Below are 24,907 nucleotides of genomic sequence, written 5' to 3'. Positions count from 1 at the left end.
GGCAGGGAGACCTAGCGGTTGCGCGGGTCGAAGGGCAGTTCAATGAGTATCGCTCAGGGTCAGGCACAGGACCGAGTGCGGGCAGCGCCGACGCCCCGCGCCGTTTCCGGTCTGTTGTCGAAGCTGGCCGGAGACGATCCCGTCAACAGCGCGCTGCGCGCCAGCGCGCGCCGCATGATCGGCGTCGCCGTGTTCAGCGGCGTCATCAACATTCTGATGCTGTCGGGCTCACTCTATATGCTGCAGGTCTACGATCGGGTGATTCCGAGCCGTAACCTCGCGACCCTGTTCGGCCTGTCGTTGATGGTGCTATTCGCCTATCTGGTGCAGGGATATTTCGACGCGATGCGGTCGCGGATGCTGAGCCGGATCGCAACGCTGTTCGATGCCGGCCTGCAGGGCTCGATCCACTCGGCGCTCGCCACTCTGCCGCTGCGCGGGGTGAAGCCGGTTCTGATGCAGCAGCCGCTGCGGGATCTCGATCAGGTGCGCACCTTCATGTCGGGCATGGGACCGACCGCGTTCCTGGACATGCCGTGGATCCCGGTATTCCTGATCGGGCTGTTTCTGTTTCACCCGCTGATCGGCTTCACGGCGCTGCTTGGCACCGCAGCCATCATTGCCATGACATTGGTGACCGAGCGGATTTCGCGCGGGGCGACCAAGGCGGCGATGGACATGAACGCGCAGCGGCAGGTGCTGGCGGATGCGACCCAGCGCAACGCAGAAATCATCCGCGCGCTCGGTATGACGGATCGTTTGACGGCACGCTGGTCGCAAGCCAATGAGCGCTATTTGCAGGAAAACATCCGCTCCACCGACGTCTATGCCAATCTTGGCGCGGCCGCGAAGGTGCTGCGCTACGTTCTGCAATCGGGAATGCTGGGCATCGGCGCCTATCTCGTCATCGCCGACAAGGCATCGGGCGGCGTCATGATCGCATCCTCGATCCTGATGGGGCGCGCACTCGCGCCCGTCGAACTCGCGCTCGGCACCTGGAAGCAACTGGCCGCCGCCCGCCAGGGGCTCACGCGCCTGCGCGACATCTGCAAGGCGACCGCGCCGCCGCCGGCGCCGCCGGTCATGCTGCCGCGTCCCTGCCGCGAACTGTCCGTGCAGAATCTCGCAGTGGCAGCGCCCGGCTTCGACATGCCGATCGTGTCCGGTGTCACGTTTTCGCTCAAGGCCGGTGCGGGGCTGGCGCTGCTCGGGGCGAGTGCGTCGGGCAAGACCTCGCTTTCCAAGGCGCTGGTCGGCATCTGGCCGGCGCATCGCGGCGCCGTGCGGCTCGACGGCGCCTCCCTCGATCAATGGCGCAACGAGGATCTCGGCCGGCACATCGGTTATCTGCCGCAGGATGTCGGCCTGTTCGACGGCACCGTGGCGGAGAACATCTGCCGGTTCGACGAGAACGCCAGCTCGGATTCCATCCTCAAGGCCGCGCAGATCGCCGGCGTCCACGACATCATCCTGCGCCTGCCGGAAGGTTATGCGACGCGAATCGGGGCCGGCGGCATCTCGCTGTCGGCAGGCCAGAAGCAGCGGGTCGGCCTGGCGCGGGCGGTGTTCGGCGATCCCTTCCTGATCGTTCTCGACGAGCCCAACGCCAATCTCGATGCCGACGGCGAGAACGCCCTGACCCGCGCCATCGCCATCATGCGCCAGAACAAATCCATCGTCGTCGTCATCTCGCATCGCCCGAGCGCGCTCTCCGCGCTGGATATGACGATGGTGCTTTATGAGGGCAAGGCGATCGCGTTCGGCCCGCGCGAAGAGGTGTTCGCGCGTGTCCGCAACGCCAATGCCAAGGGAGCGCCGGGATCGCCGCCGGCTCCGCCACAGGCAAAGGCCGAACCGCGCGCATCACTTGCCGAAAGTGTTCCATCATGAAGGGTTTTGATCACGTGCATAGCGATGAAAGAGTCGCGCGACGCCGCTTCGGTGGAACTGATGAAGACGTCGCGGCGCCGCAGGGGCAGGCGCTGATCCTCGAACTGCAGCGACTGCGGCAGGCTTTCGAGCAGGACAATGCGCAGGAACAGCGGCCGCCGCTTCGCCGTTCGCCGCAGGACGACCATCCGGCCGGGCGGCGTCCGCGCCCGGCCCGGCCGAAGCGGAAGAAGAAAGGCAAGATGGGCCGGGTGCTCGAGTGGCTCGGCCCGTTCGGATCCCAGTCCGATGACGTAGACATCGAGCCTCCGCCGCCACGCCGCAGCCGTGCCACGCGTGAGCCGCAGTTCACGCCGCCACCGGCGAGCGGCGCCCGCGGCCCGGCGGGCAAGTCGTGGCCGAATGAACGGCATGCGCGCAGTCCGATCATTGCACCCGACGACCCGTCGTTGATGAACATGCCGAGGTCGAGACCGGAGCTTCTGCAGATCGACGACAGGCGCGAGCCGCCGCGCATCGAGGCGCCCCAATTGGCGCCGCCGAGCCCGGCAGGCCCGGTGCCGCGCGAGCGGTCCGTGACGAACGTCGTCCGCAACGGCCTGACCGCAGGCGTTGCATTCCTTGCCAATCGCGATGCAGCGGTGGATACGCCGGGCGCGTCGGGCGAGAGCATCGTGCAGCGGGCGGGACGCGCCTTCGAGCGCGAGCTGCGCACCGGCTTGCGGACGCTGCTCGTCGTCGGTGGACTGGCCGGCGGCTGGATGGCGCTGGTGCCGCTGTCGGGCGCCGTGGTGGTGCCGGGCAATCTGGTGGTGCAATCCAACGTCAAGGCCATCCAGCATCCGACCGGCGGTGTGGTCGCGCAGATCGCGGTCAATAACGGCATGCGGGTCAACTCCGGTGATCTGCTGCTGCGGCTGGACTCGACGCAGGCGCAGGCCAGCCTTCAGGTGGTGAGCAAACAGCTCGACGAAATGCGGGCGAAGATCTCGCGGCTGGTCGCGGAGCGCGACGGTTTGCCCCGGCCGGCGATACCGGCCGAAATGTCGGCCCGGCTGGACGACGGCAATGTCAAGACGCTGCTCGCCTCCGAAGCCTCGCTGTTCAGGGCGCGGGTAACCGCGCGCGAGAGCCAGAAGGAGCTGTTGCAGAGCAAGGTGTCGCAGCTTGGCGAGGAGATCATTGGCCTCGAAGCGCAGGTCGCGTCCAAGGCCAAGCAACTGGAACTGATCACCGGCGAACTCACGGGAGTGCAGGAGCTCTTCGACAAGCGTCTCGTGCCGATTGCGCGGCTCACGGCCTTGCAGCGTGAGAACGCCAGAATCGAAGGCGAGCGCGGCCAGTTGATCTCAACCATCGCCGAGACCAAAACCAAGGTCGACGAGGCGAAGCTGCAGATGGTCAGGCTCGACCAGGACGTGCGGACGGAAGTCGTCAAGGAGCTCGGCGAGGCGCAGGGCAAGGAGGCCGAACTTAGCGAGCGGAGCATCGCTGCGCGCGACGTGCTCAACCGCATCGAGATGCGCGCACCGACGTCGGGGGTGATCCACCAGCTCAACGCACATACGATCGGCGGCGTCATTCGCGCCGGTGACACCATCATGGAAGTGGTGCCGGATTCCGACGATCTGCAGATCGAGGCGCGGCTGCAGCCGAACGACATCGATCAGGTGCGCAAAGGTCAGCAGGCCTTTGTCCGCTTCTCCGCCTTCAACCAGCGGGTTACGCCGCAGTTGATGGGGCAGGTGTCCTATGTCTCGCCTGACACCACCCGCGACCAGCAGAGCGGTGCATCCTATTTCACGGTCCGGATCATGCTGCCGGAAGAGGAGCGGCGGCTGCTCGCCGGGCTGCAGCTCGTCTCGGGCATGCCCGCGGAAGTGTTCATGCAGACCGGCAGCCGGACCATGCTGAGCTACCTGTTCAAGCCGATCGTGGATCAGTTCCAGCGCGCGTTTGTCGAGCGGTGAGGGGGCAGGATAGGCTTTAGGCGCGTCGGCTCAAATCTTGCCACCGCAGATGGTATCGCTATATCAGGGCTTTCCTTTGACCTTGTTCCCAGCGAGCCCCGTATGACGACCACCACTGCCCCCGAATCCCAGCCGTTCCAGGCCGAGGTTGCCGAACTTCTGAACCTGATGGTGCACTCGGTCTATTCGGAGACCGACATCTTTCTGCGCGAGCTGATTTCGAACGCGTCGGATGCCTGTGACAAGCTGCGCTATGAGGCGATATCGGCGCCCGAGCTGATCGCCGACGGCGCGCCGCCCGAAATCCGCATCAGGCCGGACAAGAAGGCCCATACGCTTTCCGTCGTCGACAACGGTATCGGCATGGACCGGCAGGAACTGATCGATAATCTCGGCACCATTGCGCGCTCCGGCACAAAATCCTTTCTCTCCCGCCTGACCGAGGCCAAGGACGGCACCAATCTGATCGGCCAGTTCGGCGTCGGCTTCTATGCCGCCTTCATGGTCGCCGAGCGCATCGTCGTCACCAGCCGCCGCGCCGGTTCCGACCAGGTCTTCATCTGGTCGTCCAGTGGCGGCAGCGGATTTGAAATCGCGCAAGGCAGCGACGAGGATGCCGGGCGCGTCTCGCGTGGCACCGAGATCGTCCTGCATTTGAAGCAAGACGCATCAAAATATCTCGAGAGTTTCGAGATCGAGCGCATCGTCCGCGCCTGGTCCGACAACATCCAGTTTCCGATTCTGCTGGTGCCGGAGGAGGGCGAGCCGCGCCAGATCAATTCGGCCAGCGCGTTGTGGCAGCGGCCGAAGTCGGAGCTTTCGCCGGAGGACTACAAGCAGGCCTATCAGCAGGTCGCAGGTGCGTTCGACGAGCCCGCGATGACGCTGCATTATCGCGCCGAAGGGCGGCAGTCCTATGCGGTGATGCTGTTCGCGCCGTCGACAAAGCCGTTCGATCTGTTCGACCAGGCGCGCAAGGGCAAGATCAAGCTGTATGTCCGCCGCGTCTTCATCGCCGACGACGCCGATATCCTGCCGGCCTATTTGCGCTTCGTTCGCGGCGTGATCGACAGCGAGGACCTGCCGCTCAACATCTCCAGAGAGATGCTGCAGAATAATCCGCAGCTCGCGCAGATTCGTAAAGCCGTCACCAGCCGCGTGATATCGGAGCTGGAGAGCCTCGGCGACAAGGAGCCGGAAGCGTTCGCAAAAATCTGGGACGCGTTCGGCCCCGTGATCAAGGAAGGCATCTGGGAGGATTTTGAGCGCCGCGAGAAGTTGCTGGGCCTGTCGCGCTTCACGACCACGAAGGGCGAGAACCGTTCGCTGAAGCAATATGTCGAGGACCTCAAGCCGAACCAGACCGATATCTTCTATCTGACCGGCGACAGCGTCGAGCGGCTGAAGGCCAATCCGAAACTGGAGTCCGCCACCGCCCGCGGCATCGAGGTGCTGCTGCTGACCGATCCGGTCGATGCGTTCTGGACCTCCGCATCGCTCGATTTCGGCGGCAAGCCACTGAAATCCCTGAGCCAGGGCGATATCGATTTCGCCCTGATCCCGCTCTTGGATGACAAGGCCGAGGACAAGAAGGACGAAGCCGGCGCGGATGAGGCCACGACGATCGCGCTGATCAAGGATGCGCTCGGCGAGCGCGTCTCCGACGTGCGCGCCTCGCAGCGGCTGACCTCGAGCGCGTCATGCCTGGTCGCCGGCGGCGGCGCGCACGACCGCATGCTCGAACGGTTGCTGGCGATGCAGAACAAGGCGCCCACGACCAAGCCGATCCTCGAGATCAACCTGCGCCATCCACTGGTCGCGGCGATTGCCGGCGACAAGGATGCCGCGAAGGACCTGTCGTTCCTGTTGCTGGAACAGGCGCAGATCCTCGACGGCGAGTTGCCGGAGGACCCGGCCGCCTTTGCCAACCGGCTCAATCAACTGGTGCTGCGGGGGATCGCCAAGGGGTAGGACGATCTGCCGCGCCAACCGATTTCAGGATCGGCCGTATCTGCTAGGAAGTTGGACCTCCAACCCGGATCGCCATGACGACGTCTGACGGCACCGACATTTTCTATGGCTCGATCCCGGTCTTTCGCGGCTTCGGCAGCCTGATGGACCCGGCGATGTATGCGCCATTGCCGGACGACTGGACGGTCGGCGTCGCCGACATCGTGGAATCGACCAAGGCGATCGCCAACCAGCGCTACAAGGCGGTCAACATGGCCGGCGCCGCGGTCATTGCGGCCGTCACCAATGCGCTCGACGGCCGCGAATTTCCGTTCGTGTTCGGCGGCGATGGCGCCAGCTTTGCGGTGGCGCCCGCCGACTTCGCGCGCGCCCGCGAGGCGCTGGCGGCGACCGCGGCATGGGTCAGCCAGGATCTCGATCTGGTGATGCGGGTGGCACTGGTGCCGGTGAAGGACATCCGCGCGCAGGGCCTTGATATCAAGGTCGCCCGCTTCGGCCCATCGGCCAATCTGTCCTATGCGATGTTTTCCGGCGGCGGCTTGGGCTGGGCCGATGCCGCGATGAAGCGTGGCGAATTTGCCGTGCCGGCGGCGGAGCCGGGCACGCAGCCCGATCTAAGTGGATTGTCGTGCCGGTTCGAGGAAATTCCCTCCTCGCGTGGGCTCATTCTTTCCGTGCTGGTGGTGCCCACCAAGGGCGCCGATCCGCATCGCTTCCGCAAGGTGATCGAGGACATCATCCGCCTGGTCGAACGGTCGCCGGATGCCGGGCGGCCGGTGCCGCCGGGCGGGCCGCCGCTGCGCTGGCCGCCGGCCGGCGTGGAATATGAAGCGCGCGCCGCACGGGGCGGGCCGCTGTTGAAGCGGCGCACCGTGGTGCTGGCGGTGACGCTGTGGGCCTATGTCGTGATGCGCTTCGGCATCAAGGTCGGTAATTTCGTGCCGAAGAACTACGTGCAGCAGGTGGTGGAGAATTCCGACTTCCGCAAATATGACGACGGCTTGCGGATGATCCTCGACTGCACCGTGGAATTGGAGCGCGAGCTTGCGGCGCTTCTGGCCAGCGCAGCGTCGGAGCGGATCGTGCGCTATGGCCTGCACGGGCAGGATGCCGCGATGATGACCTGCTTTACGCCTTCGGTAATGCGCAGCGATCACGTCCACTTCATCGACGGCGCCCGCGGCGGCTATGCCTCGGCCGCGACCGCGCTGAAGGCGATGGCGGCGTAGGTGGAATTCGCGGCTCGTTATGGGTACTCTCTCTGCCGCTCGAATATGCGGCGGCACCCCCACCCCAGCCCTCCCCCGCAAGCGGGAGAGGGAGTCTAGTAGCCGTTGCTTGGAAAGAGTGTCTGCCGCCGCAGAGAAAGTGCATTCCCTCTCCCGCTCTTGCGGGGGAGGGTTAGGGTGGGGGCTCGCGCCGCATCGGCAGTATCAGCGAGTAACTTAAAGCCGCCTCAGCGTCCCACCCGCGTCCAGTTCTCGCCGCCGCAGATTGCGCCGACGCAGCCTTCGACGCGCAGCGTGTCCGGACCCGCCACCGCGACGCTGCTCGCATAGGTGCCGCCGTCGTCGGCGTTGTAGATCTGGCCCGACCATTTGTTGGCCGCGGTGGGCTGCATGCCGCTGAACAGCGGCAGCCCAATCATCGGCCGCTTTTTCAGCGCCGGATTCGGATTCTTGTCATCGACCTGCTGCTTGCCGGTGGCGGGATCGACCGGCTCCTTCAACCCGACGATCGTGCCGCAGATGCCGCCACCACATTTGCTGACCTTCACCCGCGCGTCGCCGGCCTGGGTCTGCCAGACGCCGGTAGGATCGCCGGCGCCTTGCGCGAAGGCCGATGGTGCGGTCAGCAACGCTGCTGAGATCGCGATGATGTAAGCCGTTCTGCAAGCCATGAATGATTCCTTTGAAAAGCAGGCCTGCATAGCAACAAATCAGATTTGTGCAACGTCGGATTGAGCACAACTTTTCGTGGAGTGCTCACTTCCCCCAGCGCGTGAGACGAACCGAAAGTGCGGTCGTGAGGCCGAACACCACCATAGCGCCGCCGACCAGCGCAAACAGCGTCCAGGCGGGCGCACCCGACGAGGCCAGCCACCAGCCGCCGACCGCGACCAGCACCAGACGCAGCGTCCCGGCCAGCACCGGCCCGCCGACCCTGGCGGCGCCTTGTGAGGAGAAGTAGAGGCACACGCCGAGGCCGAAAAAGCCGAATCCCGGGCCGGCCCAGCCGAAATAGGAACTGGCTGCCGCGGTCACGCCGGGATCGCTGGTGAACAGCGAAACCCATAGCATCGGCTTGACCGCGACGATCAGGCCGACGAATCCAACGGTGAGGCCGGCTGCGGCGGCTGCCGTCCATGCCACCCTTCGTGCGCGCGCCACAAGCCCTGCGCCCATCGCCATGCCGATCATCGGGACCGAGGCGACGCCGAACGCAAAGGTGATCGGGATCAGCAAAAACTCCAGCCGCGACCCCATGCCATAGCCGGCCAGCGTCTCGGTGCCGAAGCCGGCGAGAATCTTGGTGAAGATCAGGATGGTCAGCACGCTCTGCAGCGGCGACAGGCACGCGATCGCGCCGACCTTGAGAATGTCGACGAACATGTCGCGCTGGAAGGTGAAGGACCTGACACGCAGGGTCAGCCGGCTGCGGCCGCTGAGGAGATACCACGCCAGAAAGACGGCGCCGAGCGTGAAGGCCGCGAGCTGGCCGGCGGCGACGCCGCGCATGCCGAATTGCGGCAGGCCGAACAGCCCAAGGCCCAGCGCGCCGCCGACCGCGACCTGGACGAAGGCGATGCCGATCAGCGTGACCGACGGAACGCGCATGTCGCCGGTGCCGCGTACCACGGAGGCCAGCGTGTTGACCAGCCAGATCGCGATCGCGCCGGAAAACAGCACGTGCGAATACTGCATGGCCTGTTCGAGCACGCCGCCGTGTCCGCCGAGCAGCGAATAAAAGTCGCGGCCGAACGCCAGCATCGTCACCGTGAAGAACAGCCCGGCGCAGGCGCCGATCATCGCCGCATGGAGCGCCAGCGTCGCCGCGCGGTCGCGATCGCCCGCGCCGAGCGCGCGGCTGATGGCGGAGGTAACGCCGCCGCCCATCGCGCCCGCCGACATCATCTGCGTCAGCATCGCGAAGGGAAACACCAGCGCGATGCCGGCCAGCGGCTCAGTGCCGAGCCGGCCGATATAGGAAGTTTCGGCGACCGCCACCAGTGTCGTGCCGGCCATCGCGATCGCAGTGGGAAGCGCGAGCTTCAACAGCGTCGGCAGGATCGGCGAGGTGAGAAGCGCATTGGCCGGCGCGGGCGGAACGGCGGCGACGGGTCGCATGTCGAGGGAGGCGTCAATGGTCATGCGTCACCGGTCATCCAAATCCAATAGATTACGGATGACATACTATCCGGCTGATGTGGCGCAAGCCACCCTGCGCCGCTGCAGGGGTCACCATGGCAGGCCGCATAGGTCGATTATTCCATCGCGCGGCTTGCGCGTGAAATCGAACACGTATGGCGCCATCGCTTCGAAGCGAATTCTTCCCTCCGGCTGCTCGGCATAGACCTCGCCCTTGAACGCATGCCAGCCACGCGCTTCATAGAACGCTTCATTGTGCGGCTCGCAGAACAGCAGCGCGAACCGCACCGCTTCGTGATCGCGCAGCGTCCTGATCGCGGCGTTCAGCGCCAGCGAGGCATAGCCGCGCCCGCGGCAATCCGGCCGGGTCGAAACGCCGCCGATGCCCCCGATCTGAACCTTGCGCCCGTCCCAGGTCGCGGTACGGAAGTAAACGCCGACATGGCAGGCGAGCCCGGGCTGGGCGTCTTCCGGCGCGTCGATCAGCACGCGCAGATCGGCATGGGCCCATTTGACATGACCCCAGGGCAGTTTTTCGATCACCTCGCGCGGCCAGACCGCCTGCATCAGTGGCTCGGCCCGTTTCCATGAGGAATCCCCGTTCAGGACGTCGATCTCGATGCTCATTTCATCACCATGTCGCGCCAATGCTTGCGGCTGCCCTATCCGTCATACGCTGGACGCGGAGCGGTGTTACCGGAAGCCTTTCCCCGTTCTTGCCAAATTGCGGTGTTTGTGCGCAATGGAACCTTCTATAAGGGTTCCCGTTAGACCACGTTCTCCCATCAGTTCGGACATCACCCCATGACCTTCACGCTGCCCAATCTCCCCTATTCCCACGACGCCCTTGCACCCCACATGTCCAAGGAAACGCTGGAATACCACCACGACAAGCATCACCAAGCTTACGTGACCAACGGAAACAACGCGATCAAGGGGACAGAATTCGAAGGCAAGTCCCTGGAGGAGATCGTCAAGGGTTCGTTCGGCAAGAATCCGGCCGTGTTCAACAATGCCGGCCAGCACTACAACCACCTGCACTTCTGGAACTGGATGAAGCCGAATGGCGGCGGCAGCAAGCTGCCCGGCCGTCTGGAAAAGAAGATCACCGAGGATCTCGGCGGTCTCGAAAAGTTCAAGGCCGATTTCGCCGCCGCCGGCGTCGGTCAGTTCGGCTCCGGCTGGTGCTGGCTGTCGGTCAAGAACGGCAAGCTCGAAATCTCCAAGACCGCGAACGGCGAAAGTCCGCTGGTCCATGGCGCCACGCCGATCCTCGGCTGCGACGTCTGGGAGCACTCCTACTACATCGATTATCGCAACCGCCGTCCCGACTATCTGAAGGCGTTTTGCGATCATTTGATCAACTGGGACTATGTCGACGAGCTGTACGGCAAGGCCGGAGCGTAAGCCGATCAAAGCCGCTGACACCGTCATTGCGAACCAACGGGTCGCGTGAATGCGCGCCCGATGACAGGCTCCACGAAGCAATCCATCTATCCGTTATGCCGAGATATGGATTGCTTCGTCGCTTCACTCCCTTGCACAAACGCTTCGCGTTTGTCGCAGGCAATGACGGGGCTGCGATTCCTCAGGGGCGGTAGCTGCGGCTGCCGCCCTTTTTCGTTGGCACATATGCCGTCCGATCCTTGCGGCGACCACCGGCTTGCGGCACAAGCGGCAATGCCGGGTGACTTCGCTGACATGGGATAAAGCTGCGATGAGTTATCTGCTGGTCTTTGTCGGTGGCGGCCTTGGCGCCACGCTGCGCCATCTCATCAACGTCACCTGCGCCCGCTGCCTCGGTCCCGGATTTCCCTGGGGCACCTTTATCATCAACATATCAGGCTCGACCGTGATGGGGCTGATTGCGGGCTATCTCGCCTTCAAGGGCGAGGCCTCGCAGCCCTGGCGGCTGTTTTTGATGACCGGCATCCTCGGCGGCTACACCACGTTCTCGGCGTACTCGCTCGATGCGGCGCTGCTCTATGAGCGCGGCGAACTCACGCTGGCGGCGCTTTACGTGATCGGCTCCGTCGTGCTCTCGATCGCCGGGCTGTTCGCGGGCCTCGCGCTGGTGCGCCAGTTCAGCTGAACCAATAGCCCGTACGAACACGGGCCGCGTGACGTGCCCGCATGGGCATGCCTGAGAAGCGCATGGGTATCGTGCGAGCTTCCGTTTGCGTCGCCTCCATGGCGGGACTAAGCAGGGTGGACGAGCATCCCCCGCCCACAACGATCGCCTTGTCAGAACATCAGATAAAAGATCCGGCGCCTGCCGACGACGCCGAGCCAAAACCACGGCGTGCCCGCAAGCCGGTCGGCTGGTCGATGATCGTGATCGGCGCGCTGGTCGCGGTTTGCGCAGGCCTCGTCTGGCGGCGCGATGGCATCGACGGCGTGCTCAAGATACTCACCCACGATCTCTGGCTGTTCGGCGAAATCATGCCGCGCGTGCTGGCCGGCTGCCTGCTAGGTGCATTCATCGCGGAAATTCTGCCGCACGAAAAAGTCTCGCGCTCACTCGGGCCGGAATCGGGCTTGAAGGGCCTGCTAATCGGAACAGCGTTCGGCGCGATCCTGCCCGGCGGCCCCTTCACCGCCTATCCGGTGGCGGCGGCGTTGCTGACCGTCGGCGCCGATTTCGGCGCCACCATCGCGATGGTGGTGAGCTGGACGCTGATCGGCTACGGCCGCGCGGTCGCTTGGGAGTTGCCTATCCTCGGCACGGAATTCACGCTCTGGCGCGCGGTGATCTCGCTGCCGATCCCCGTGTTGGCCGGCGCGCTCGGCCGCTTCGTCTATGTGCGGATGTATCCGAAAAAGACGTCGGAGCCGCCGTCATGACGCTCTCCGCGCTGATCATCGACGTCACCCTGTGGGGCTCGGTCGCCGTTCTCGGCTTCATGGCCTGGCGGCGCGGCCGCGTCGTGCTGGTGTCGTCGGTGCGCGAAGGCTCGATGGATTTCATCAACATCGTGCCGCGCATCGCACTCGGCGTGATCGGCTCGGGCTACATCGCCGCCGTCATCCCGCCGGAAGTCATCACGGGCTGGCTCGGCCCCGACAGCGGCTGGTTTGGCGTCTTGACCGCTGTCATCGCGGGGGCGGCGACGCCGGGCGGCCCGGTGGTCGGCTTCTCGATCGGCGCAGTGGCGCTGAAGGTCGGCGGTGGCACGCCGCAGGTTATCGCCTATGTCGTCGCCTGGGCGCTGTTCGCCTTCCAGCGCATGATCCTCTGGGAAATCCCCTTCATGCCGGCCAGGTTCGTCTGGTTTCGCGCGGCGGTGTCGGTGCCGTTTCCGTTTCTCGCGGCAGCGATCGCGATGGTGATCGGGAAACCGTGAAGGCGGGTAAGCTCTGCGACAACCACCCTTAGGTGCAGTCGTACCGTGACGACGGATCGTTGTGGCGGAACCCCTACGATGCCCTCATCGTTAAGAATTCATGAAAGCCGTGGGCGCCGCATTTGTTGCCGTCTTCGTGTTGTGGGTCGTTGACGTCAACTTCAACGGCAGCCGTTACACCAACGTTGTCGTGCAGCTGATCCGGCCCGCGGCCTCATCAATTGGCATTCGGATTTAAGGTGGTCGCGAAGGCACTGGCCCAGCCGCGGTGATATCTTCAGTTGAGCTGCAGCGAACGTCGGCCGAACAACGTCGTTTTCGCAACGATCCAGATCCCGAGCAAGGCGAGCCACGCTGCGCACATCACCGCCAGCGGGTGAGACGGGATTCCTTTCGAGGGCCACAATTCCCAAAGCCAATACGCTTGAGCGAGTCCGGGCAGCAGGAGCGTATATAGACCAAGGTCCGGCGCATAGACTCCCGTAATGTTATAATATAACGTTTTCCCATGTCGCACGCCCATCCCCACGACCACGCCCATCACCACCACGGTCACGCCCATAGCCATGGCCCGGCAATGCCGCATCCGGCGCAGGCTGCGCCCTGGTCGATCCTGCGCATGACCGTCGTGGCCCGGCTCGCCGCGGCGCTCGCGGTCTCGGCCGCCCTGTGGGCCGTAGTGCTGCTGGCGATGAGGTGAAGCATGGCCGTGCAGATCAAATTCCGGAACGTCACGCTCGGCTATGACCGCCACCCGGCGGTGCACCACCTCAATGGCGAGGTCGCGCCGGGCGCGCTGCTGGCCGTGATCGGGCCGAACGGCGCCGGCAAGTCGACGCTGTTGCGCGGGCTCGCCGGAATTCTGAAACCGCTGTCGGGATCGATCGATCTCGGCGGTCTCGATATCAGGGACATCGCCTATCTGCCGCAGAGCGTCGACATCGATCGCAGCTTCCCGATCTCGGTGTTCGATTTCGTCGGCAGCGGCCTGTGGCGTTCGACCGGTCCATTCGGCGGCATCGGCAAGGCTGCGCGCGAAAAGATCCTGGCGGCGCTCGCCGCCGTCGGGCTCAACGGTTTTGAAAACCGCTCGATCGGCACGCTGTCGGGCGGGCAGATGCAACGCATGCTGTTTGCGCGGGTGCTCCTGCAGGATGCCCGACTGATCGTTCTGGACGAGCCGTTCAACGCCATCGACGCCAAGACATCGGCGGACCTGATCGCGCTGGTCGGGCGCTGGCACGGCGAGGGGCGCACCGTGCTGGCGGCGCTGCACGATCTGGAGATGGTACGAAGCCACTTCCCCGAAACGCTGCTGCTGGCGCGCGGGCCGGTCGCGTGGGGGCCGACCGCCGACGCGCTGACACCGGAAAACCTGCTCGTGGCGATGAAGATGTGCGAAGCCTTCGATGACAGCGCCGCGGCTTGCGCCGCCGATATGCCGTCGCGAGCGGCCTGATGGTGTACGACGCGCTGTTCGCGCCCTTCCTCGAATTCGAATTCATGCGCCGCGCGCTCGCCGCCGTGACCGCGCTGGCGCTTGGCGCGGCCCCGATCGGCGTGTTCCTGATGCTGCGGCGGATGAGCCTCGTCGGCGACGCGATGGCGCACGCGATCCTGCCGGGTGCTGCGATCGGCTTCTTGGTTTCCGGCCTCAATCTGTTCGCGATGACGACCGGCGGATTGATTGCGGGCTTTACGGTGGCGCTGCTCGCCGGCCTTGTCGCGCGCAACACCGAGCTGAAGGAAGACGCTTCGCTTGCGACCTTCTACCTGGTGTCGTTGGCGCTCGGCGTCACCATCGTCTCCATCAAGGGCACCAATATCGACCTGTTGCACGTGCTGTTCGGCAACATCCTCGCAATGGACGACCAGACACTGCTCGTCATCGGCTTCAACGCCACCATTACGCTTTTGGTGATGGCGGTGATCTATCGTCCCCTGGTGATCGAATGCGTTGATCCGGTGTTTTTGCGCACCGTCAGCCGCGCCGGCGCGCCCGCGCATCTCGCCTTCCTGGCGCTGGTCGTGATCAATCTCGTTAACGGCTTTCACGCGCTCGGCACGCTGCTCGGCGTCGGCCTGATGATCCTGCCTGCGGGGATCGCGCGCTTCTGGTCGCGCGACATCACCGGCATGATCTGCATCGCGGTCGCCAGCGCCATCGTCTCCGGCTATGCCGGGCTGGTGCTGTCGTTCCAGACCAAGATTCCCTCAGGCCCCGCGATCATCCTGGTCGCCGCGATGCTCTATGTGGTCTCGCTGTTGTTCGGCCCTGTCAGCGGCCTGGTCCGGCAGCTGTTCCCCGGCCGGCATCTCGAGGCATAGTCATGATCCGGCTCTGGCTCATCGCTCTCGCCTTGATCGCGGCTATTGGCCCGACCCGCGCCGCGGATCGTCTCAACGTCGTCGCCAGTTTTTCGATCCTCGGCGATCTCGTCCGCAATGTCGGCGGCGATCGTGTCGCCGTCACGACGCTGGTCGGGCCCGATGGCGACGCGCATGTCTATGTGCCGACGCCGGCGGACGCCAAGAAGATGGCCGATGCCAAGCTCGTCTTCGTCAACGGCCTTGGGTTCGAGGGCTGGTTGTCGCGGCTGGTGAAGTCCGCCGGTGGCAAGGCGGCCATTGTGACCGCGACGACGGGCGTCACGCCGCTCAAGCTCGGCTCCAACGCCGATCCGCACGCCTGGCAGTCCGTTGCCAATGCGAAGATCTATGTCGCCAATATCCGCGACGCGCTGGTGGCCGCCGATTCCGCCGGCGCCGAAACCTTCAAATCCAACGCCAGTGCCTATCTGGCGCAACTCGACGCGCTTGATCGCGAGGTGCGCGAGGCGGTGGCGAGAATTCCGGAAGACCGTCGCAAGGTGATCTCGACCCATAATGCCTTTGGCTATTTTGCGAGCGCCTATGGCATCGAATTCATCGCGCCGCTCGGCGTCTCGACCGAATCCGAGGCCAGCGCCCGCGACGTCGCGCGGATCATCACCCAGATCCGGTCCGCCAAAATACCGGCAGTTTTTATGGAAAATATCACCGACCCCCGCCTGATGGGCCGGATCTCCGCCGAGACCGGCGCCAGGGTCGGCGGAACGCTCTATTCCGACAGTCTGACGGGCGAAAAGGGCGATTCTCCCACTTACATTGCGATGGTCAGGCACAATATAAAGGCCCTGACCGGCGCGCTGAGCCCATAGGGCAGGGGCCTCCCTGCTGCTCGCGCGCGCTACAATTCCGTTCCGGAGCTATTATGTCTGAATTGTCGTCCCAAAAAATTCCAGTGACCGTGCTGACTGGCTATCTCGGCGCCGGCAAGACCACGCTGCTCAACCGCATCCTGTCGGAAAACCACGGCAAGAAATACGCCGTCATCGTCAACGAATTCGGCGAGATCGGCATCGACAACGACCTCATCATCGGCGCCGATGAGGAAGTGTTCGAGATGAACAATGGCTGCGTCTGCTGCACCGTGCGCGGCGACCTCGTCCGCATCATGGACGGCTTGATGAAGCGCAAGGGCAAGTTCGATGCCATCATCGTCGAGACCACGGGCCTCGCCGATCCCGCGCCGGTAGCGCAGACCTTCTTCGTCGACGAGGATGTGCAGAAGAACGCAAGGCTCGACGCGGTCGTCACTGTCGCCGATGCGAAGTGGCTTAGCGACCGCCTGAAGGATGCGCCGGAAGCCAAGAACCAGATCGCGTTCGCTGACGTCATCGTGCTGAACAAGACCGACCTCGTCTCCAAGCCGGAGCTGGCCGAAGTCGAAGCCCGGATTCGCGGTATCAATCCGTATGCAAAGCTGCACCGCACCGAGCGCTGCAAGGTGGCGCTGGCGGATGTGCTCGAGCGCGGCGCGTTCGATCTCGATCGCATCCTGGAAATCGAGCCGGAATTCCTCGATGCCGGCGACGGTCACGACCATGACCACGATCATCACCACGGTCATGACCACCATCACCACGATCACAGCCACAGCCATGGCGGGTTGAAGCATTACCACGACGAGGACATGCAATCGCTGTCGCTGCGGTCGGACAAGCCGCTCGACCCGACGTTATTCATGCCTTGGCTGCAGAACCTTGTCGCCACCGAGGGGCAGAAGATTTTGCGCTCGAAAGGCATCCTCGCCTTCACCGACGATGACGACCGCTACGTCTTTCAGGGCGTGCACATGATGCTGGAAGGCGATCATCAGCGGAAGTGGAAGGAAGGCGAGCCGCGCGAAAGCCGCGTCGTCTTCATCGGCCGCGAATTGCCTGAAAAGGCGATCCGCGACGGTTTTGAAAGCTGTATCGTCACGTGATGACACAGTTTGATCCGGGCGAAAGGCCCTCCATCGCTTCCATCACCGACCAGGTGCGGCGGGTCGCTATCGGCGTGACCGCAACCGCGGTGCATTTCCTCGGCGACACCGCGGTGTTCGTCGGCGCCGAGGAAAACGCGGCGATGGTCAATGAGGCGGGCGAAGTTTCGAAAGTCGCTATCCATGGCGGCGCCATCCTCTGCGCCGCGTCCGACGGCAAGCGAATCGTCACCGGTGGTGACGACGGCAAGGTCGTTGCCTTGAACGCAAAGGGCGAGACGTCGGTGCTGGCGACCGACGCCAAGCGTCGCTGGATCGACAATGTCGCGCTGCATCCCGATGGTGCGGTGGCGTGGTCGGCCGGCAAGACGGCATTCGTCCGCAGCGGCAAGGGCGAGGAGAAAGCCTTCGATGCGCCCTCGACCGTCGGCGGACTGGCCTTCGCGCCGAAGGGCCTGCGCGTAGCGATCGCCCATTACAACGGCGTGACGCTGTGGTTTCCCAACATGGCGGCAAAGCCGGAATTTCTGGAATGGGCCGGCTCGCATCTGGCCGTGACCTTCAGCCCCGACAACAAATTCCTCGTCACTGCCATGCATGAGCCGGCGCTGCATGGCTGGCGGCTCGCGGACAGCAGGCACATGCGGATGAGCGGCTATCCCGGCCGCGTCCGCTCAATGTCGTGGAGCGCCGGCGGCAAGGGGCTCGCCACGTCCGGCGCCGATACCGTGATCATCTGGCCGTTCACCAGCAAGGACGGTCCGATGGGCAAGGAGCCCGCGATGCTGGCACCGCTGCAGGCGCGTGTCTCCATGGTCGCCTGTCATCCGAAGCAGGACATCATGGCGGCGGGCTATAGCGACGGCACCGTGCTGATCATTCGGCTGGAGGACGGCGCGGAGATTCTGGTGCGTCGTAATGGCAGCGAAGCGGTCTCGGCGCTGGCCTGGAACGCCAAGGGCACGCTGCTGGCGTTCGGTACTGAGGATGGCGACGCCGGGATGCTGGAATTTTAATCGATCCGTCGTACTCAGCCGTTATGTGGGGGCATGCGGTTTCTAACGACCTTCCAGATTCACGATTTCATCGACACGCTGGTCAGCCTGACCACGGCGTTCGTGCTCGGCACCTTGATCGGTGCGGAACGGCAATACAGGCAGCGCACTGCGGGCTTGCGAACCAACGTGCTTGTCGCCGTTGGCGCGGCGGCCTTCGTCGACCTCGCCATGCACCTGACCGGTGCTGACGGTGCGGTGCGCGTGGTTGCCTATGTGGTGTCGGGGATCGGCTTCCTCGGCGCCGGCGTCATCATGAAGCAGGGCATGGACGTGCGCGGCCTCAACACCGCGGCGACGCTGTGGGCGTCGGCCGCGGTCGGATCCTGCGCCGGCGCGGACCTGGTCGTGCAGGCGGTGGTGCTCACCGTCTTCGTGATCGCCGGCAATACGTTGCTGCGTCCCCTCGTGAACGCGATTAACCGTATTCCGCTAAACGAGCAGTCGTCGGAAGCAACCTATTATTTCAAGCTCGCGGTCACGCCTGAAGCGCTGCCGGATATGCGCGACCGCCTGGTGGAGAGGCTGGAAGCCGCCAAATATCCGGTGGCCGATGTCAATGTGGTCGAACTCGGCGACGATCTCCTCGAGATCGTGGCGACGCTGGTCAGCACCGCGGTCAATCCCAACGAACTCAATCCCGTTGTGGTCGACCTGCAGCACCAACCTGGCGTGAGGCACGCCACCTGGGAAGTGAGTACGACGGATTAGTTCCGCGCTTTAGCGCTGTTCCACCGCAGGCGTTCCGCGGAACCAGGCTTCGCCATGATCGTTGACGTCGCGAACAGTTTCGTGGGGTTGAATGACATGCCTGCCGATGACCGCCAACGCGAATACCGACGGGAAATGCTGCTCGCGTCCACGCTGATCGCGGCCGGGCTGGCCGTCTCGGCACTTGCGCTGACCGCGCTGAGCGCCCGCGATCCCCAGCAGATTGCGCAGGCGACGCCGCCCACGCAATCGACGCCAGGCGCGGAAACCAAGCCGACCGGGCCGCCACCCGAGCCACCCACGACCGGCCAACGTCCCTCGGACGTTCCGCCGCAGCCGGCGCGCCCCGATCCGGATGCGCAGAAGTCGGGCGCTCAGCCCGCGCTGCCGCCCGCGCCGGCGGAGAAGGTTGCGCCGCCGATCCGCGAGAAATGATCCCACTTCCGTTGCACTGATTGTGCAATCGCGAAATCGTGGGCCGCCGAGCTTCGGCTGCGCTTGCTGACGCATTCCTGTGCAGCCATGGGACCCATCCGCGTATCAATTGGCAGGAGGGGCGCAGGCACAGCCTCCGAACGCCTTGTGTTGATCCCCAACAAGCGGTTAGGCTTGCTGCAATAACAGCCGGCAGGCCTGATAACAGCCGGCACGCCAGGGAGTGACGCATGCGTGAGTTAACGCCTGATACGATCACGGACGCCGTGCTCGACCAGATGGCGACAACGCCGGACCCACGCCTCAAGACGATCATGGCGTCGGCAGTCAAGCACCTCCATGCCTTCGCGCGCGAGGTCAATCTGACCCCCGCGGAGTGGATCAAGGGCATCGAATTCATGACCGCCGCCGGCAAGATGTGTTCGCCGGAACGGCAGGAATTCATCCTGCTGTCCGATACGCTCGGTCTCTCCGCGCTCGTCAACGGCCTGCACGACGCAACCGCCCTGGAAGAAGCCACCCATACCAGCCTGCTTGGCCCATTTTACCGCGAGGCCACGCCGACCCTCGCGGCAGGCAGCTCGATCGCCAAGAATCCGAAGCCCGGCAGTGAATGCGTGCTGTATGGCCGCGTCACCGATGCTACGGGCAAACCGGTCGGCAACGCCACCGTCTCGATCTGGCAGACCGGCGCCGACGGTCTCTACGATATCCAGGCCAGCGCGACCTCGGTCGATTACCGCGGTGTGTTCAGCACCGACGCGGACGGAATCTACGTGCTGCGCACCGTCAAGCCGCTCGGCTATTCGATCCCGATGGATGGACCCGTCGGCACCATGGTCAAGGCGCAGGCGCGGCATGGCATGCGGCCGGCGCATATTCATTTCCTGGTCGGCGCCGCGGGCTATCGCGAGCTCGTCACCGCGCTCTATCTGCGCGACGATCCCCATCTCGCCGATGACGTCGTGTTCGGCTCGTCGGGCGATCTCGCCGTCGATGTGGTCGCCAACGATCCGGATTGCCCGATCAAGAACATGCCAAGCATCCGCTTCGACATGCGCCTGTCGCGCGAGAGCGAGGCCGACAAGACCAGCGGGCGCGTCGGCGCCGATCCGTCGGCAATCATGAAAAAGGCCAAAAGCGAACCCGCCCCGGCGGGCGCCGGCTAGTACGACCTGGCACGATCCACTTCACCGCAGCCGGGCGAAGATCCGGCGGAAGCAGAACGACAACGGCACATAAGGGGGAATTAATGAAACGCAGAACATTCCTGGGCGGCGCCATGGCTGTCGCCGTGGTTGGACACGGTTCGGGCGCGTTGGCGCAGCAACCGCCGATCAAGATCGGCATGTCGATGCCGCAGACCGGCGGTCTCGCCGGTGGCGGCAAGGCGTCGCTGCTCGGTATCGAGATCTGGCGCGACGACATCAATGCGAAAGGCGGTCTGCTCGGCCGCAAGGTCGAACTCGTTGTCTATGACGACAAGTCGAGCGCCTCGGAGACACCGGCGATCTACGCCAAGCTGGTCGACGTCGATAAGGTCGATCTGTTGTTCGCCCCCTATGCGACGGTGCCGACCGCCCCGATCATGCCGTTCGTCAAGCAGCGCGGCCTGTTGCTGATGGGCAATTTCTCGTTCCAGGTGAACAGCAAGGTCGGCCACGACATGTGGTTCAACAATGCGCCCTGGGGGCCGGCGGATAGCTGGGCGGCCTCGTTCCTCGATCTGGCGCAGAAGGCCGGCGGCAAGAACATGGCGCTGCTGACGGCGGACCAGGAATTCGCGCAGAACCTCGCACTCACCGCGCGGGATGTCGCCAAGAAGCGAAATCTCCCCGTGGTCTTCGACCAGGTCTATCCGCCGAACACCGTGGAATTCGCCTCCATCATCCGCGCGCTCAAGGCCGCCAAGCCCGACATCGTCTATGTCGCGTCCTATCCGCCTGACTCCGCGGGCATCCTGCGCGCCGTGAACGAAATCGGGATCGGCGACGACGTCAAGATTTTCGGCGGCGGCATGGTCGGCCTGCAGTTTGCCGCCGTGATGTCGAACCTCGGCTCGCTGCTCAACGGCGTCGTGAACTACAATACGTGGCTGCCGGAAAAGAGCATGTATTTCGACGGCACCAAGGAATTTTTCGACAAGTACACAAAGCGTGCCATCGAGGCCAAGGTCGATCCGCTCGGCTATTATCTGGCGCCGTTCGGCTACGCGATGGGCGAGATGATCGCGGCGGCGGTCAATTCCACCAAATCGCTCGACCAGAAGGGTATCGCCAAATATTTGCGCGAGAATGAGCACAAGACCATCGTCGGCCCGATTGCTTTCGCGGCGGATGGCGAGCGCAAGGAAACCGCGACGCTGCAGGCGCAATTCCGGGGCGTGAAGGACAAGGACATCGAACAGTTCCGGTCCTCCGGCAAGCAGGTAATCCTGTTCCCCGACAAGCTGAAGACGGGTGATCTCATCAGTCCCTTCGAGGCGGCACGTAAGTAGGCCTCGTGGCTTTTCCGGCTCGGAGCCAAGGGGGGATCTGAATTGTTTTCGATGGACCTGCTGCTTGGCGCAGTGGTGCTCGGGGTGCTGCTCGGCTGCTTCTATGCAGCCGTCAGCGTCGGGCTGTCGGTCTCGTTCGGACTGCTCGACGTTCCCCATGTCGCGCATCCGGCCTTTCTGGTGCTCGCGTCCTATGGCGTGTACCAGCTCAATGACAGCTACGACATCGACCCGTTGCTGGCGGGCCTTGCCATCACGCCGCTATTCTTCCTGTTCGGCCTGCTGGCCTATCGCATCTATTACGAGACCTTCGAGCGGCGCGGCAGCGACGCCGGCGTCCGCGGCATCGCGTTTTTCTTCGGCATCGCCTTCATCATCGAGGTCCTGATCATCCTGCAATTCGGCGTCGACCAGCGCTCGGTCTCGGCGACCTATATCGGCAAATCCTGGCGGTTCGGCGAGTTTCGGATACCGATCCGGCAGTTGGTCGCGTTCGCGGTGGCGCTGGCGCTGACGGTGCTGCTTGCGGTCTATCTGTCGAAAACCTTCATGGGCCGTGCGATCCGAGCGGTCGCGCAGGACGAAGAGGCATTGCGGCTGATGGGCGCCAACCCGGTCCGCATCAAGCAGTTTGCCTTCGGCATCGCCACCGCCGTGCTCGGGATCGCCGGCGCGCTCCTGATCATCGTGGCGCCGGTCGAACCGACGCTTGATCGCGCCTATATCGGGCGCACCTTCTGCGTCGTCGTGATGGCCGGGCTCGGCAGTATCAGCGGCACGCTGATCGCCGCCATCATCCTCGGTGTCGCCGAGTCGATCGTGCTGACGATGTTCGGCGCCTCCTGGGCGCCGGCGATCTCGTTCGCCATGCTGCTCGGCGTGCTCGCCGTCCGCCCGCAAGGTCTGCTCGGCCGATGAACAAGCGCAGCCACAGCATCATATTCTGGGCCGGCGTGGCCGTCTTCCTCGTCGCCGTGCTGTCGATGACCCAGATCGTCCGCAACGAATATCCGTTTTTCGCCGGCTACGTCATCCTGCAGTTCATCGCGCTGGCGGTGGCCTGGAGTATCCTCGGCGGCTATGCCGGCTACGTCAATTTCGGAACCAACGCTTTTTTCGGCGTCGGCGTCTATACGGCGGTCGCGCTGTTCAAGGCGACCGGGGCGCCGCTCGTGGTGCAGATCGCCGTTGCCGCCATCGTCGGCATGCTGCTCGGCTTTGGCGTCGGCCTCCTCACTTTGCGGATGCGCGGCATCTTCTTCTCGATCGCGACGATCGCGCTTGCCATCATCATCGAGACCTTTGTGATGAATTGGCGGTTTGTCGGCGGCGCGGCCGGCATCCAGATCCAGCGGCCGCCGGTGATGGCGCCGTTCGACTCTTACGTGAAGATGCTGTTCTTCGTGCAGGCGATTCTGGTGGTGATTGCCGTCGGGATCGCGCGCTACATCCAGAATTCCCGGATGGGGCGCGGGCTGCAGGCGCTTCGGGATGATGAACTCGCCGCCGAATGCACGGGTGTGCCGACATTGAAGCTCAAGCTGGTGGCCTGCATGATCTCGGGCGCGCTGATGTCGGCCGTTGGAGCGCCGGCAGCAATGTACCTGCAGTACGCCGACCCATCCTCCGCATTCAATCTCACTTATTCCGTCTCGGCGCTTGCCATGTCGCTGATCGGCGGCACCGCGCACTGGATCGGCCCGGTGCTCGGCGCCATCCTGCTCGGCTCAACGCAGCAGTTCCTTGCGGTGACCATATCGTCAGAAATCAATGTGTTGGTGCTCGGCATCATGCTGGTGCTGTTCGTGGTCGGCGCGCCCAAGGGTATCATTGGGCTGCTGCGGCCGCGCTATCGTCTGCGCGCGGGAGGCAAGCAATGACTACGGCTGCCGCACCCGACGCGCCGTTGCTGCAGGTGGGAACGCTGACCAAGACCTTTGGCGGCTTCACCGCGCTCGACAATATCAGCGTCGACATCCGGAAGGGCGAACGGTTCGGCCTGATCGGCCCGAACGGCTCAGGCAAGACCACGCTGATCAACTGCATCTCCGGCGCGCTGAAACCGCAGGTCGGCAGCGTGGTGTTCTGCGGCGAGGACATCACGCAATTGCCGCCGCATCTACGTGCACGCCGCGGCATCGCCCGCAGCTTCCAGATCCCGCGTCCCTTCAAGAGCATGACGGTGCTCGAAAACCTCATGGTCGGGCTCGACTTCGCCGCCGCCGGTTCAGTCGCGGCGGAGGAAGAGATCGCGATGTCGATCCTGACGCGGATGGGGCTCGCCTCGAAGGCCGGCGCCTCCAGCGACACGCTGAGCCAGGTCGAACTGCGCAAGATGGAGCTTGCCCGCGCCATGGCGGTGCGGCCGAAGCTTCTGATTTCCGACGAGGCGATGGCGGGGCTCTCATCTTCCGAAGTCGACGAAGTGCTCGATCTCCTGATCAGCCTCGGCGAGGAAGACATCACCATCATCATGATCGAGCACATCATGCAGGCGGTGATGCGGTTTTCGGAGCGGGTGATGTGCCTCGACGCCGGAAAGATCATCGCGCTCGGTGCGCCCGCCGAGGTGATGGCCAACAAGCGGGTGCAGGAGGCCTATCTTGGCACTTAGCCTTGCCATCGAAGGTCTCGATGCCGGCTACGGCGCCGTCAAGGCGCTGCGCGGCGTCACGCTGCATGTCGAGGCCGGCGAGACCGTGGCCCTGCTCGGCACCAACGGCAACGGCAAGAGCACGTTGATGAAATGCGTCATGGGCCTGGTCCGTCCGGACAGCGGCCGGTTGGCGCTTACGATCGACGGCGTGGCGCATGATCTGACAAGACTGTCGCCCGAGGCGATCGTCGATCTCGGCGTGGCGCTGGTGCCGGAAGGACGGCGGCTGTTTCCCAAGCTGACGGTGACGGAAAACCTGATGCTCGGCGCGTTCCGCAAGGCCGCGCGCTCGACGATCGACGGCAATCTCGCGCTCGTGTTCGACACCTTTCCGGTGCTGAAGGAGCGGCGCAGCCAGCTCGCCGGTACCATGTCCGGCGGCCAGCAGCAGATGCTGGCGATCGCGCGGGCGCTGATGTCATCGCCGCGGCTGCTTCTGATCGACGAGCCTTCGGTCGGGCTGTCGCCGCTATTGGTGTCCCAGACCATTTCCAAGATCGGCGAGCTGAAGCAGCGTGTCGGCCTGACCGTGCTGATGGCGGAACAGAATTTCAACCAGGCGATCCGGATCGCCGATCGCGGCTACATCATCGTCCACGGCGAGATCGCGGTCGCCGCGCAGTCGGTTGACGAGCTGAAGGCCAACGACATCGTCAAGCGGCTCTATCTCGGCGGCGTCGTCTGACTGTTATGACGGCATC

At 64.3% G+C, this 24,907-nt stretch carries 27 protein-coding genes; 23 read left to right on the top strand and 4 right to left on the bottom strand.

Features of this window, described 5'->3' with window-relative positions; translation table 11 throughout:
* Positions 1–174 precede the first annotated feature (174 nt).
* The 4 genes from AC0QUY_RS31385 to AC0QUY_RS31370 all read left to right on the top strand — a co-directional run bounded on the left by AC0QUY_RS31385 (position 175) and on the right by AC0QUY_RS31370 (position 7,060).
* Positions 175–1,890, top strand: coding sequence for a type I secretion system permease/ATPase (locus tag AC0QUY_RS31385; RefSeq protein ID WP_161856203.1), 1,716 nt, complete (start codon positions 175–177; stop codon positions 1,888–1,890).
* Positions 1,887–3,860, top strand: a complete 1,974-nt coding sequence (locus AC0QUY_RS31380; protein ID WP_161849928.1) for an HlyD family type I secretion periplasmic adaptor subunit — start codon at positions 1,887–1,889, stop codon at positions 3,858–3,860. The genes AC0QUY_RS31385 and AC0QUY_RS31380 overlap by 4 nt, the downstream gene beginning before the upstream one ends.
* 102 nt (positions 3,861–3,962) lie before the next feature.
* On the top strand, positions 3,963–5,831 hold the full coding sequence (gene htpG / locus AC0QUY_RS31375; protein WP_161849927.1) for a molecular chaperone HtpG: 1,869 nt from the start codon (positions 3,963–3,965) through the stop codon (positions 5,829–5,831).
* 74 nt (positions 5,832–5,905) lie between these two features.
* Positions 5,906–7,060: a DUF3095 domain-containing protein gene (locus AC0QUY_RS31370; protein ID WP_475390096.1), complete on the top strand. Its 1,155-nt coding sequence runs from the start codon at positions 5,906–5,908 to the stop codon at positions 7,058–7,060.
* 227 nt (positions 7,061–7,287) lie between these two features.
* Here the strand turns inward: AC0QUY_RS31370 and AC0QUY_RS31365 are convergent, their stop codons facing one another.
* The 3 genes from AC0QUY_RS31365 to AC0QUY_RS31355 form a co-directional block, all read right to left on the bottom strand.
* Complete coding sequence (locus AC0QUY_RS31365; protein WP_161849925.1) at positions 7,288–7,731, bottom strand: DUF2147 domain-containing protein; 444 nt, start codon at positions 7,729–7,731, stop codon at positions 7,288–7,290.
* Positions 7,732–7,816: 85 nt separating this feature from the next.
* Entirely contained in the window at positions 7,817–9,202 is a 1,386-nt protein-coding gene (locus AC0QUY_RS31360; protein WP_161849924.1) for an MATE family efflux transporter, read from the bottom strand.
* Positions 9,203–9,289: 87 nt separating this feature from the next.
* Positions 9,290–9,826, bottom strand: coding sequence for a GNAT family N-acetyltransferase (locus AC0QUY_RS31355; protein ID WP_475390095.1), 537 nt, complete (start codon positions 9,824–9,826; stop codon positions 9,290–9,292).
* 177 nt (positions 9,827–10,003) lie between these two features.
* On the opposite strand from AC0QUY_RS31355, the gene AC0QUY_RS31350 reads away from it, so the two are divergent.
* The 5 genes from AC0QUY_RS31350 to AC0QUY_RS31330 all read left to right on the top strand — a co-directional run bounded on the left by AC0QUY_RS31350 (position 10,004) and on the right by AC0QUY_RS31330 (position 12,781).
* Complete coding sequence (locus AC0QUY_RS31350; protein ID WP_057838947.1) at positions 10,004–10,606, top strand: superoxide dismutase; 603 nt, start codon at positions 10,004–10,006, stop codon at positions 10,604–10,606.
* 310 nt (positions 10,607–10,916) lie between these two features.
* Complete coding sequence (crcB, locus tag AC0QUY_RS31345; RefSeq protein WP_161849922.1) at positions 10,917–11,291, top strand: fluoride efflux transporter CrcB; 375 nt, start codon at positions 10,917–10,919, stop codon at positions 11,289–11,291.
* A 149-nt stretch (positions 11,292–11,440) separates the two neighbouring features.
* Complete coding sequence (locus AC0QUY_RS31340) at positions 11,441–12,043, top strand: permease (protein ID WP_475390133.1); 603 nt, start codon at positions 11,441–11,443, stop codon at positions 12,041–12,043.
* Complete coding sequence (locus AC0QUY_RS31335) at positions 12,040–12,543, top strand: hypothetical protein (protein ID WP_057861034.1); 504 nt, start codon at positions 12,040–12,042, stop codon at positions 12,541–12,543. Before AC0QUY_RS31340 ends, AC0QUY_RS31335 begins: the two co-directional genes overlap by 4 nt.
* 100 nt (positions 12,544–12,643) lie before the next feature.
* Positions 12,644–12,781, top strand: coding sequence for a hypothetical protein (locus tag AC0QUY_RS31330; RefSeq protein WP_161849919.1), 138 nt, complete (start codon positions 12,644–12,646; stop codon positions 12,779–12,781).
* 39 nt (positions 12,782–12,820) lie between these two features.
* Here AC0QUY_RS31330 and AC0QUY_RS31325 read toward each other — a convergent pair whose 3' ends face one another.
* Positions 12,821–13,105 (bottom strand): hypothetical protein, encoded by a 285-nt coding sequence (locus tag AC0QUY_RS31325; RefSeq protein WP_202639387.1) that lies wholly within the window; start codon positions 13,103–13,105, stop codon positions 12,821–12,823.
* On the opposite strand from AC0QUY_RS31325, the gene AC0QUY_RS31320 reads away from it, so the two are divergent.
* The 14 genes from AC0QUY_RS31320 to AC0QUY_RS31255 all read left to right on the top strand — a co-directional run bounded on the left by AC0QUY_RS31320 (position 13,052) and on the right by AC0QUY_RS31255 (position 24,891).
* The gene (locus AC0QUY_RS31320; protein WP_161849918.1) at positions 13,052–13,243 is read left to right on the top strand and encodes a hypothetical protein; all 192 of its coding nucleotides are present in this window, start codon (positions 13,052–13,054) and stop codon (positions 13,241–13,243) included. The genes AC0QUY_RS31325 and AC0QUY_RS31320 overlap by 54 nt on opposite strands.
* Positions 13,244–13,246: 3 nt before the next feature.
* Complete coding sequence (locus AC0QUY_RS31315) at positions 13,247–14,002, top strand: metal ABC transporter ATP-binding protein (protein WP_161849917.1); 756 nt, start codon at positions 13,247–13,249, stop codon at positions 14,000–14,002.
* Positions 14,002–14,871, top strand: coding sequence for a metal ABC transporter permease (locus AC0QUY_RS31310; protein ID WP_475390094.1), 870 nt, complete (start codon positions 14,002–14,004; stop codon positions 14,869–14,871). Before AC0QUY_RS31315 ends, AC0QUY_RS31310 begins: the two co-directional genes overlap by 1 nt.
* A gap of 2 nt (positions 14,872–14,873) precedes the next feature.
* Positions 14,874–15,743, top strand: coding sequence for a metal ABC transporter substrate-binding protein (locus tag AC0QUY_RS31305; protein WP_475390093.1), 870 nt, complete (start codon positions 14,874–14,876; stop codon positions 15,741–15,743).
* A gap of 53 nt (positions 15,744–15,796) precedes the next feature.
* Positions 15,797–16,852: a CobW family GTP-binding protein gene (locus tag AC0QUY_RS31300; RefSeq protein ID WP_475390092.1), complete on the top strand. Its 1,056-nt coding sequence runs from the start codon at positions 15,797–15,799 to the stop codon at positions 16,850–16,852.
* Positions 16,852–17,868, top strand: a complete 1,017-nt coding sequence (locus tag AC0QUY_RS31295) for a WD40 repeat domain-containing protein (RefSeq protein WP_475390091.1) — start codon at positions 16,852–16,854, stop codon at positions 17,866–17,868. Before AC0QUY_RS31300 ends, AC0QUY_RS31295 begins: the two co-directional genes overlap by 1 nt.
* Positions 17,869–17,901: 33 nt before the next feature.
* Positions 17,902–18,618, top strand: a complete 717-nt coding sequence (locus tag AC0QUY_RS31290; protein ID WP_475390090.1) for an MgtC/SapB family protein — start codon at positions 17,902–17,904, stop codon at positions 18,616–18,618.
* 54 nt (positions 18,619–18,672) lie between these two features.
* Positions 18,673–19,053 carry a hypothetical protein gene (locus tag AC0QUY_RS31285; RefSeq protein WP_475390088.1) on the top strand — a complete coding sequence of 127 codons (381 nt, stop codon included), beginning with the start codon at positions 18,673–18,675 and terminating at the stop codon, positions 19,051–19,053.
* Positions 19,054–19,283: 230 nt separating this feature from the next.
* Positions 19,284–20,222: a dioxygenase family protein gene (locus AC0QUY_RS31280; protein WP_475390087.1), complete on the top strand. Its 939-nt coding sequence runs from the start codon at positions 19,284–19,286 to the stop codon at positions 20,220–20,222.
* Positions 20,223–20,305: 83 nt separating this feature from the next.
* A complete protein-coding gene (locus AC0QUY_RS31275) occupies positions 20,306–21,550 on the top strand; it encodes an amino acid ABC transporter substrate-binding protein (RefSeq protein WP_475390086.1) in 1,245 nt (414 codons plus the stop codon).
* Positions 21,551–21,601: 51 nt separating this feature from the next.
* Positions 21,602–22,468: a branched-chain amino acid ABC transporter permease gene (locus AC0QUY_RS31270; protein WP_475390084.1), complete on the top strand. Its 867-nt coding sequence runs from the start codon at positions 21,602–21,604 to the stop codon at positions 22,466–22,468.
* Positions 22,465–23,430 carry a branched-chain amino acid ABC transporter permease gene (locus tag AC0QUY_RS31265; RefSeq protein ID WP_161849907.1) on the top strand — a complete coding sequence of 322 codons (966 nt, stop codon included), beginning with the start codon at positions 22,465–22,467 and terminating at the stop codon, positions 23,428–23,430. The genes AC0QUY_RS31270 and AC0QUY_RS31265 overlap by 4 nt, the downstream gene beginning before the upstream one ends.
* Positions 23,427–24,164 carry an ABC transporter ATP-binding protein gene (locus tag AC0QUY_RS31260; RefSeq protein WP_161849906.1) on the top strand — a complete coding sequence of 246 codons (738 nt, stop codon included), beginning with the start codon at positions 23,427–23,429 and terminating at the stop codon, positions 24,162–24,164. The genes AC0QUY_RS31265 and AC0QUY_RS31260 overlap by 4 nt, the downstream gene beginning before the upstream one ends.
* On the top strand, positions 24,154–24,891 hold the full coding sequence (locus AC0QUY_RS31255; protein WP_161849905.1) for an ABC transporter ATP-binding protein: 738 nt from the start codon (positions 24,154–24,156) through the stop codon (positions 24,889–24,891). The genes AC0QUY_RS31260 and AC0QUY_RS31255 overlap by 11 nt, the downstream gene beginning before the upstream one ends.
* The last annotated feature ends 16 nt before the right edge of the window (positions 24,892–24,907 follow it).

The organism is Bradyrhizobium sp. WYCCWR15520 (genome assembly GCF_056174665.1).
Note: the sequence above shows the minus strand (reverse complement) of the source record. Positions and strands in the feature narration are given on the sequence as shown.

Bases quoted from the DNA above. Each gene is read 5' to 3' on its own strand.
- AC0QUY_RS31385 (WP_161856203.1), top strand. From the start codon at position 175: ATGATCGGCGTCGCCGTGTTCAGCGGCGTCATCAACATTCTGATGCTG.
- AC0QUY_RS31380 (WP_161849928.1), top strand. From the start codon at position 1,887: ATGAAGGGTTTTGATCACGTGCATAGCGATGAAAGAGTCGCGCGACGC.
- htpG (WP_161849927.1), top strand. From the start codon at position 3,963: ATGACGACCACCACTGCCCCCGAATCCCAGCCGTTCCAGGCCGAGGTT.
- AC0QUY_RS31370 (WP_475390096.1), top strand. From the start codon at position 5,906: ATGACGACGTCTGACGGCACCGACATTTTCTATGGCTCGATCCCGGTC.
- AC0QUY_RS31365 (WP_161849925.1), bottom strand. From the start codon at position 7,731: ATGGCTTGCAGAACGGCTTACATCATCGCGATCTCAGCAGCGTTGCTG.
- AC0QUY_RS31360 (WP_161849924.1), bottom strand. From the start codon at position 9,202: ATGACCATTGACGCCTCCCTCGACATGCGACCCGTCGCCGCCGTTCCG.
- AC0QUY_RS31355 (WP_475390095.1), bottom strand. From the start codon at position 9,826: ATGAGCATCGAGATCGACGTCCTGAACGGGGATTCCTCATGGAAACGG.
- AC0QUY_RS31350 (WP_057838947.1), top strand. From the start codon at position 10,004: ATGACCTTCACGCTGCCCAATCTCCCCTATTCCCACGACGCCCTTGCA.
- crcB (WP_161849922.1), top strand. From the start codon at position 10,917: ATGAGTTATCTGCTGGTCTTTGTCGGTGGCGGCCTTGGCGCCACGCTG.
- AC0QUY_RS31335 (WP_057861034.1), top strand. From the start codon at position 12,040: ATGACGCTCTCCGCGCTGATCATCGACGTCACCCTGTGGGGCTCGGTC.
- AC0QUY_RS31330 (WP_161849919.1), top strand. From the start codon at position 12,644: ATGAAAGCCGTGGGCGCCGCATTTGTTGCCGTCTTCGTGTTGTGGGTC.
- AC0QUY_RS31320 (WP_161849918.1), top strand. From the start codon at position 13,052: ATGTCGCACGCCCATCCCCACGACCACGCCCATCACCACCACGGTCAC.
- AC0QUY_RS31325 (WP_202639387.1), bottom strand. From the start codon at position 13,105: ATGGGCGTGACCGTGGTGGTGATGGGCGTGGTCGTGGGGATGGGCGTG.
- AC0QUY_RS31315 (WP_161849917.1), top strand. From the start codon at position 13,247: ATGGCCGTGCAGATCAAATTCCGGAACGTCACGCTCGGCTATGACCGC.
- AC0QUY_RS31310 (WP_475390094.1), top strand. From the start codon at position 14,002: ATGGTGTACGACGCGCTGTTCGCGCCCTTCCTCGAATTCGAATTCATG.
- AC0QUY_RS31305 (WP_475390093.1), top strand. From the start codon at position 14,874: ATGATCCGGCTCTGGCTCATCGCTCTCGCCTTGATCGCGGCTATTGGC.
- AC0QUY_RS31300 (WP_475390092.1), top strand. From the start codon at position 15,797: ATGTCTGAATTGTCGTCCCAAAAAATTCCAGTGACCGTGCTGACTGGC.
- AC0QUY_RS31295 (WP_475390091.1), top strand. From the start codon at position 16,852: ATGACACAGTTTGATCCGGGCGAAAGGCCCTCCATCGCTTCCATCACC.
- AC0QUY_RS31290 (WP_475390090.1), top strand. From the start codon at position 17,902: ATGCGGTTTCTAACGACCTTCCAGATTCACGATTTCATCGACACGCTG.
- AC0QUY_RS31285 (WP_475390088.1), top strand. From the start codon at position 18,673: ATGATCGTTGACGTCGCGAACAGTTTCGTGGGGTTGAATGACATGCCT.
- AC0QUY_RS31280 (WP_475390087.1), top strand. From the start codon at position 19,284: ATGCGTGAGTTAACGCCTGATACGATCACGGACGCCGTGCTCGACCAG.
- AC0QUY_RS31275 (WP_475390086.1), top strand. From the start codon at position 20,306: ATGAAACGCAGAACATTCCTGGGCGGCGCCATGGCTGTCGCCGTGGTT.
- AC0QUY_RS31270 (WP_475390084.1), top strand. From the start codon at position 21,602: ATGGACCTGCTGCTTGGCGCAGTGGTGCTCGGGGTGCTGCTCGGCTGC.
- AC0QUY_RS31265 (WP_161849907.1), top strand. From the start codon at position 22,465: ATGAACAAGCGCAGCCACAGCATCATATTCTGGGCCGGCGTGGCCGTC.
- AC0QUY_RS31260 (WP_161849906.1), top strand. From the start codon at position 23,427: ATGACTACGGCTGCCGCACCCGACGCGCCGTTGCTGCAGGTGGGAACG.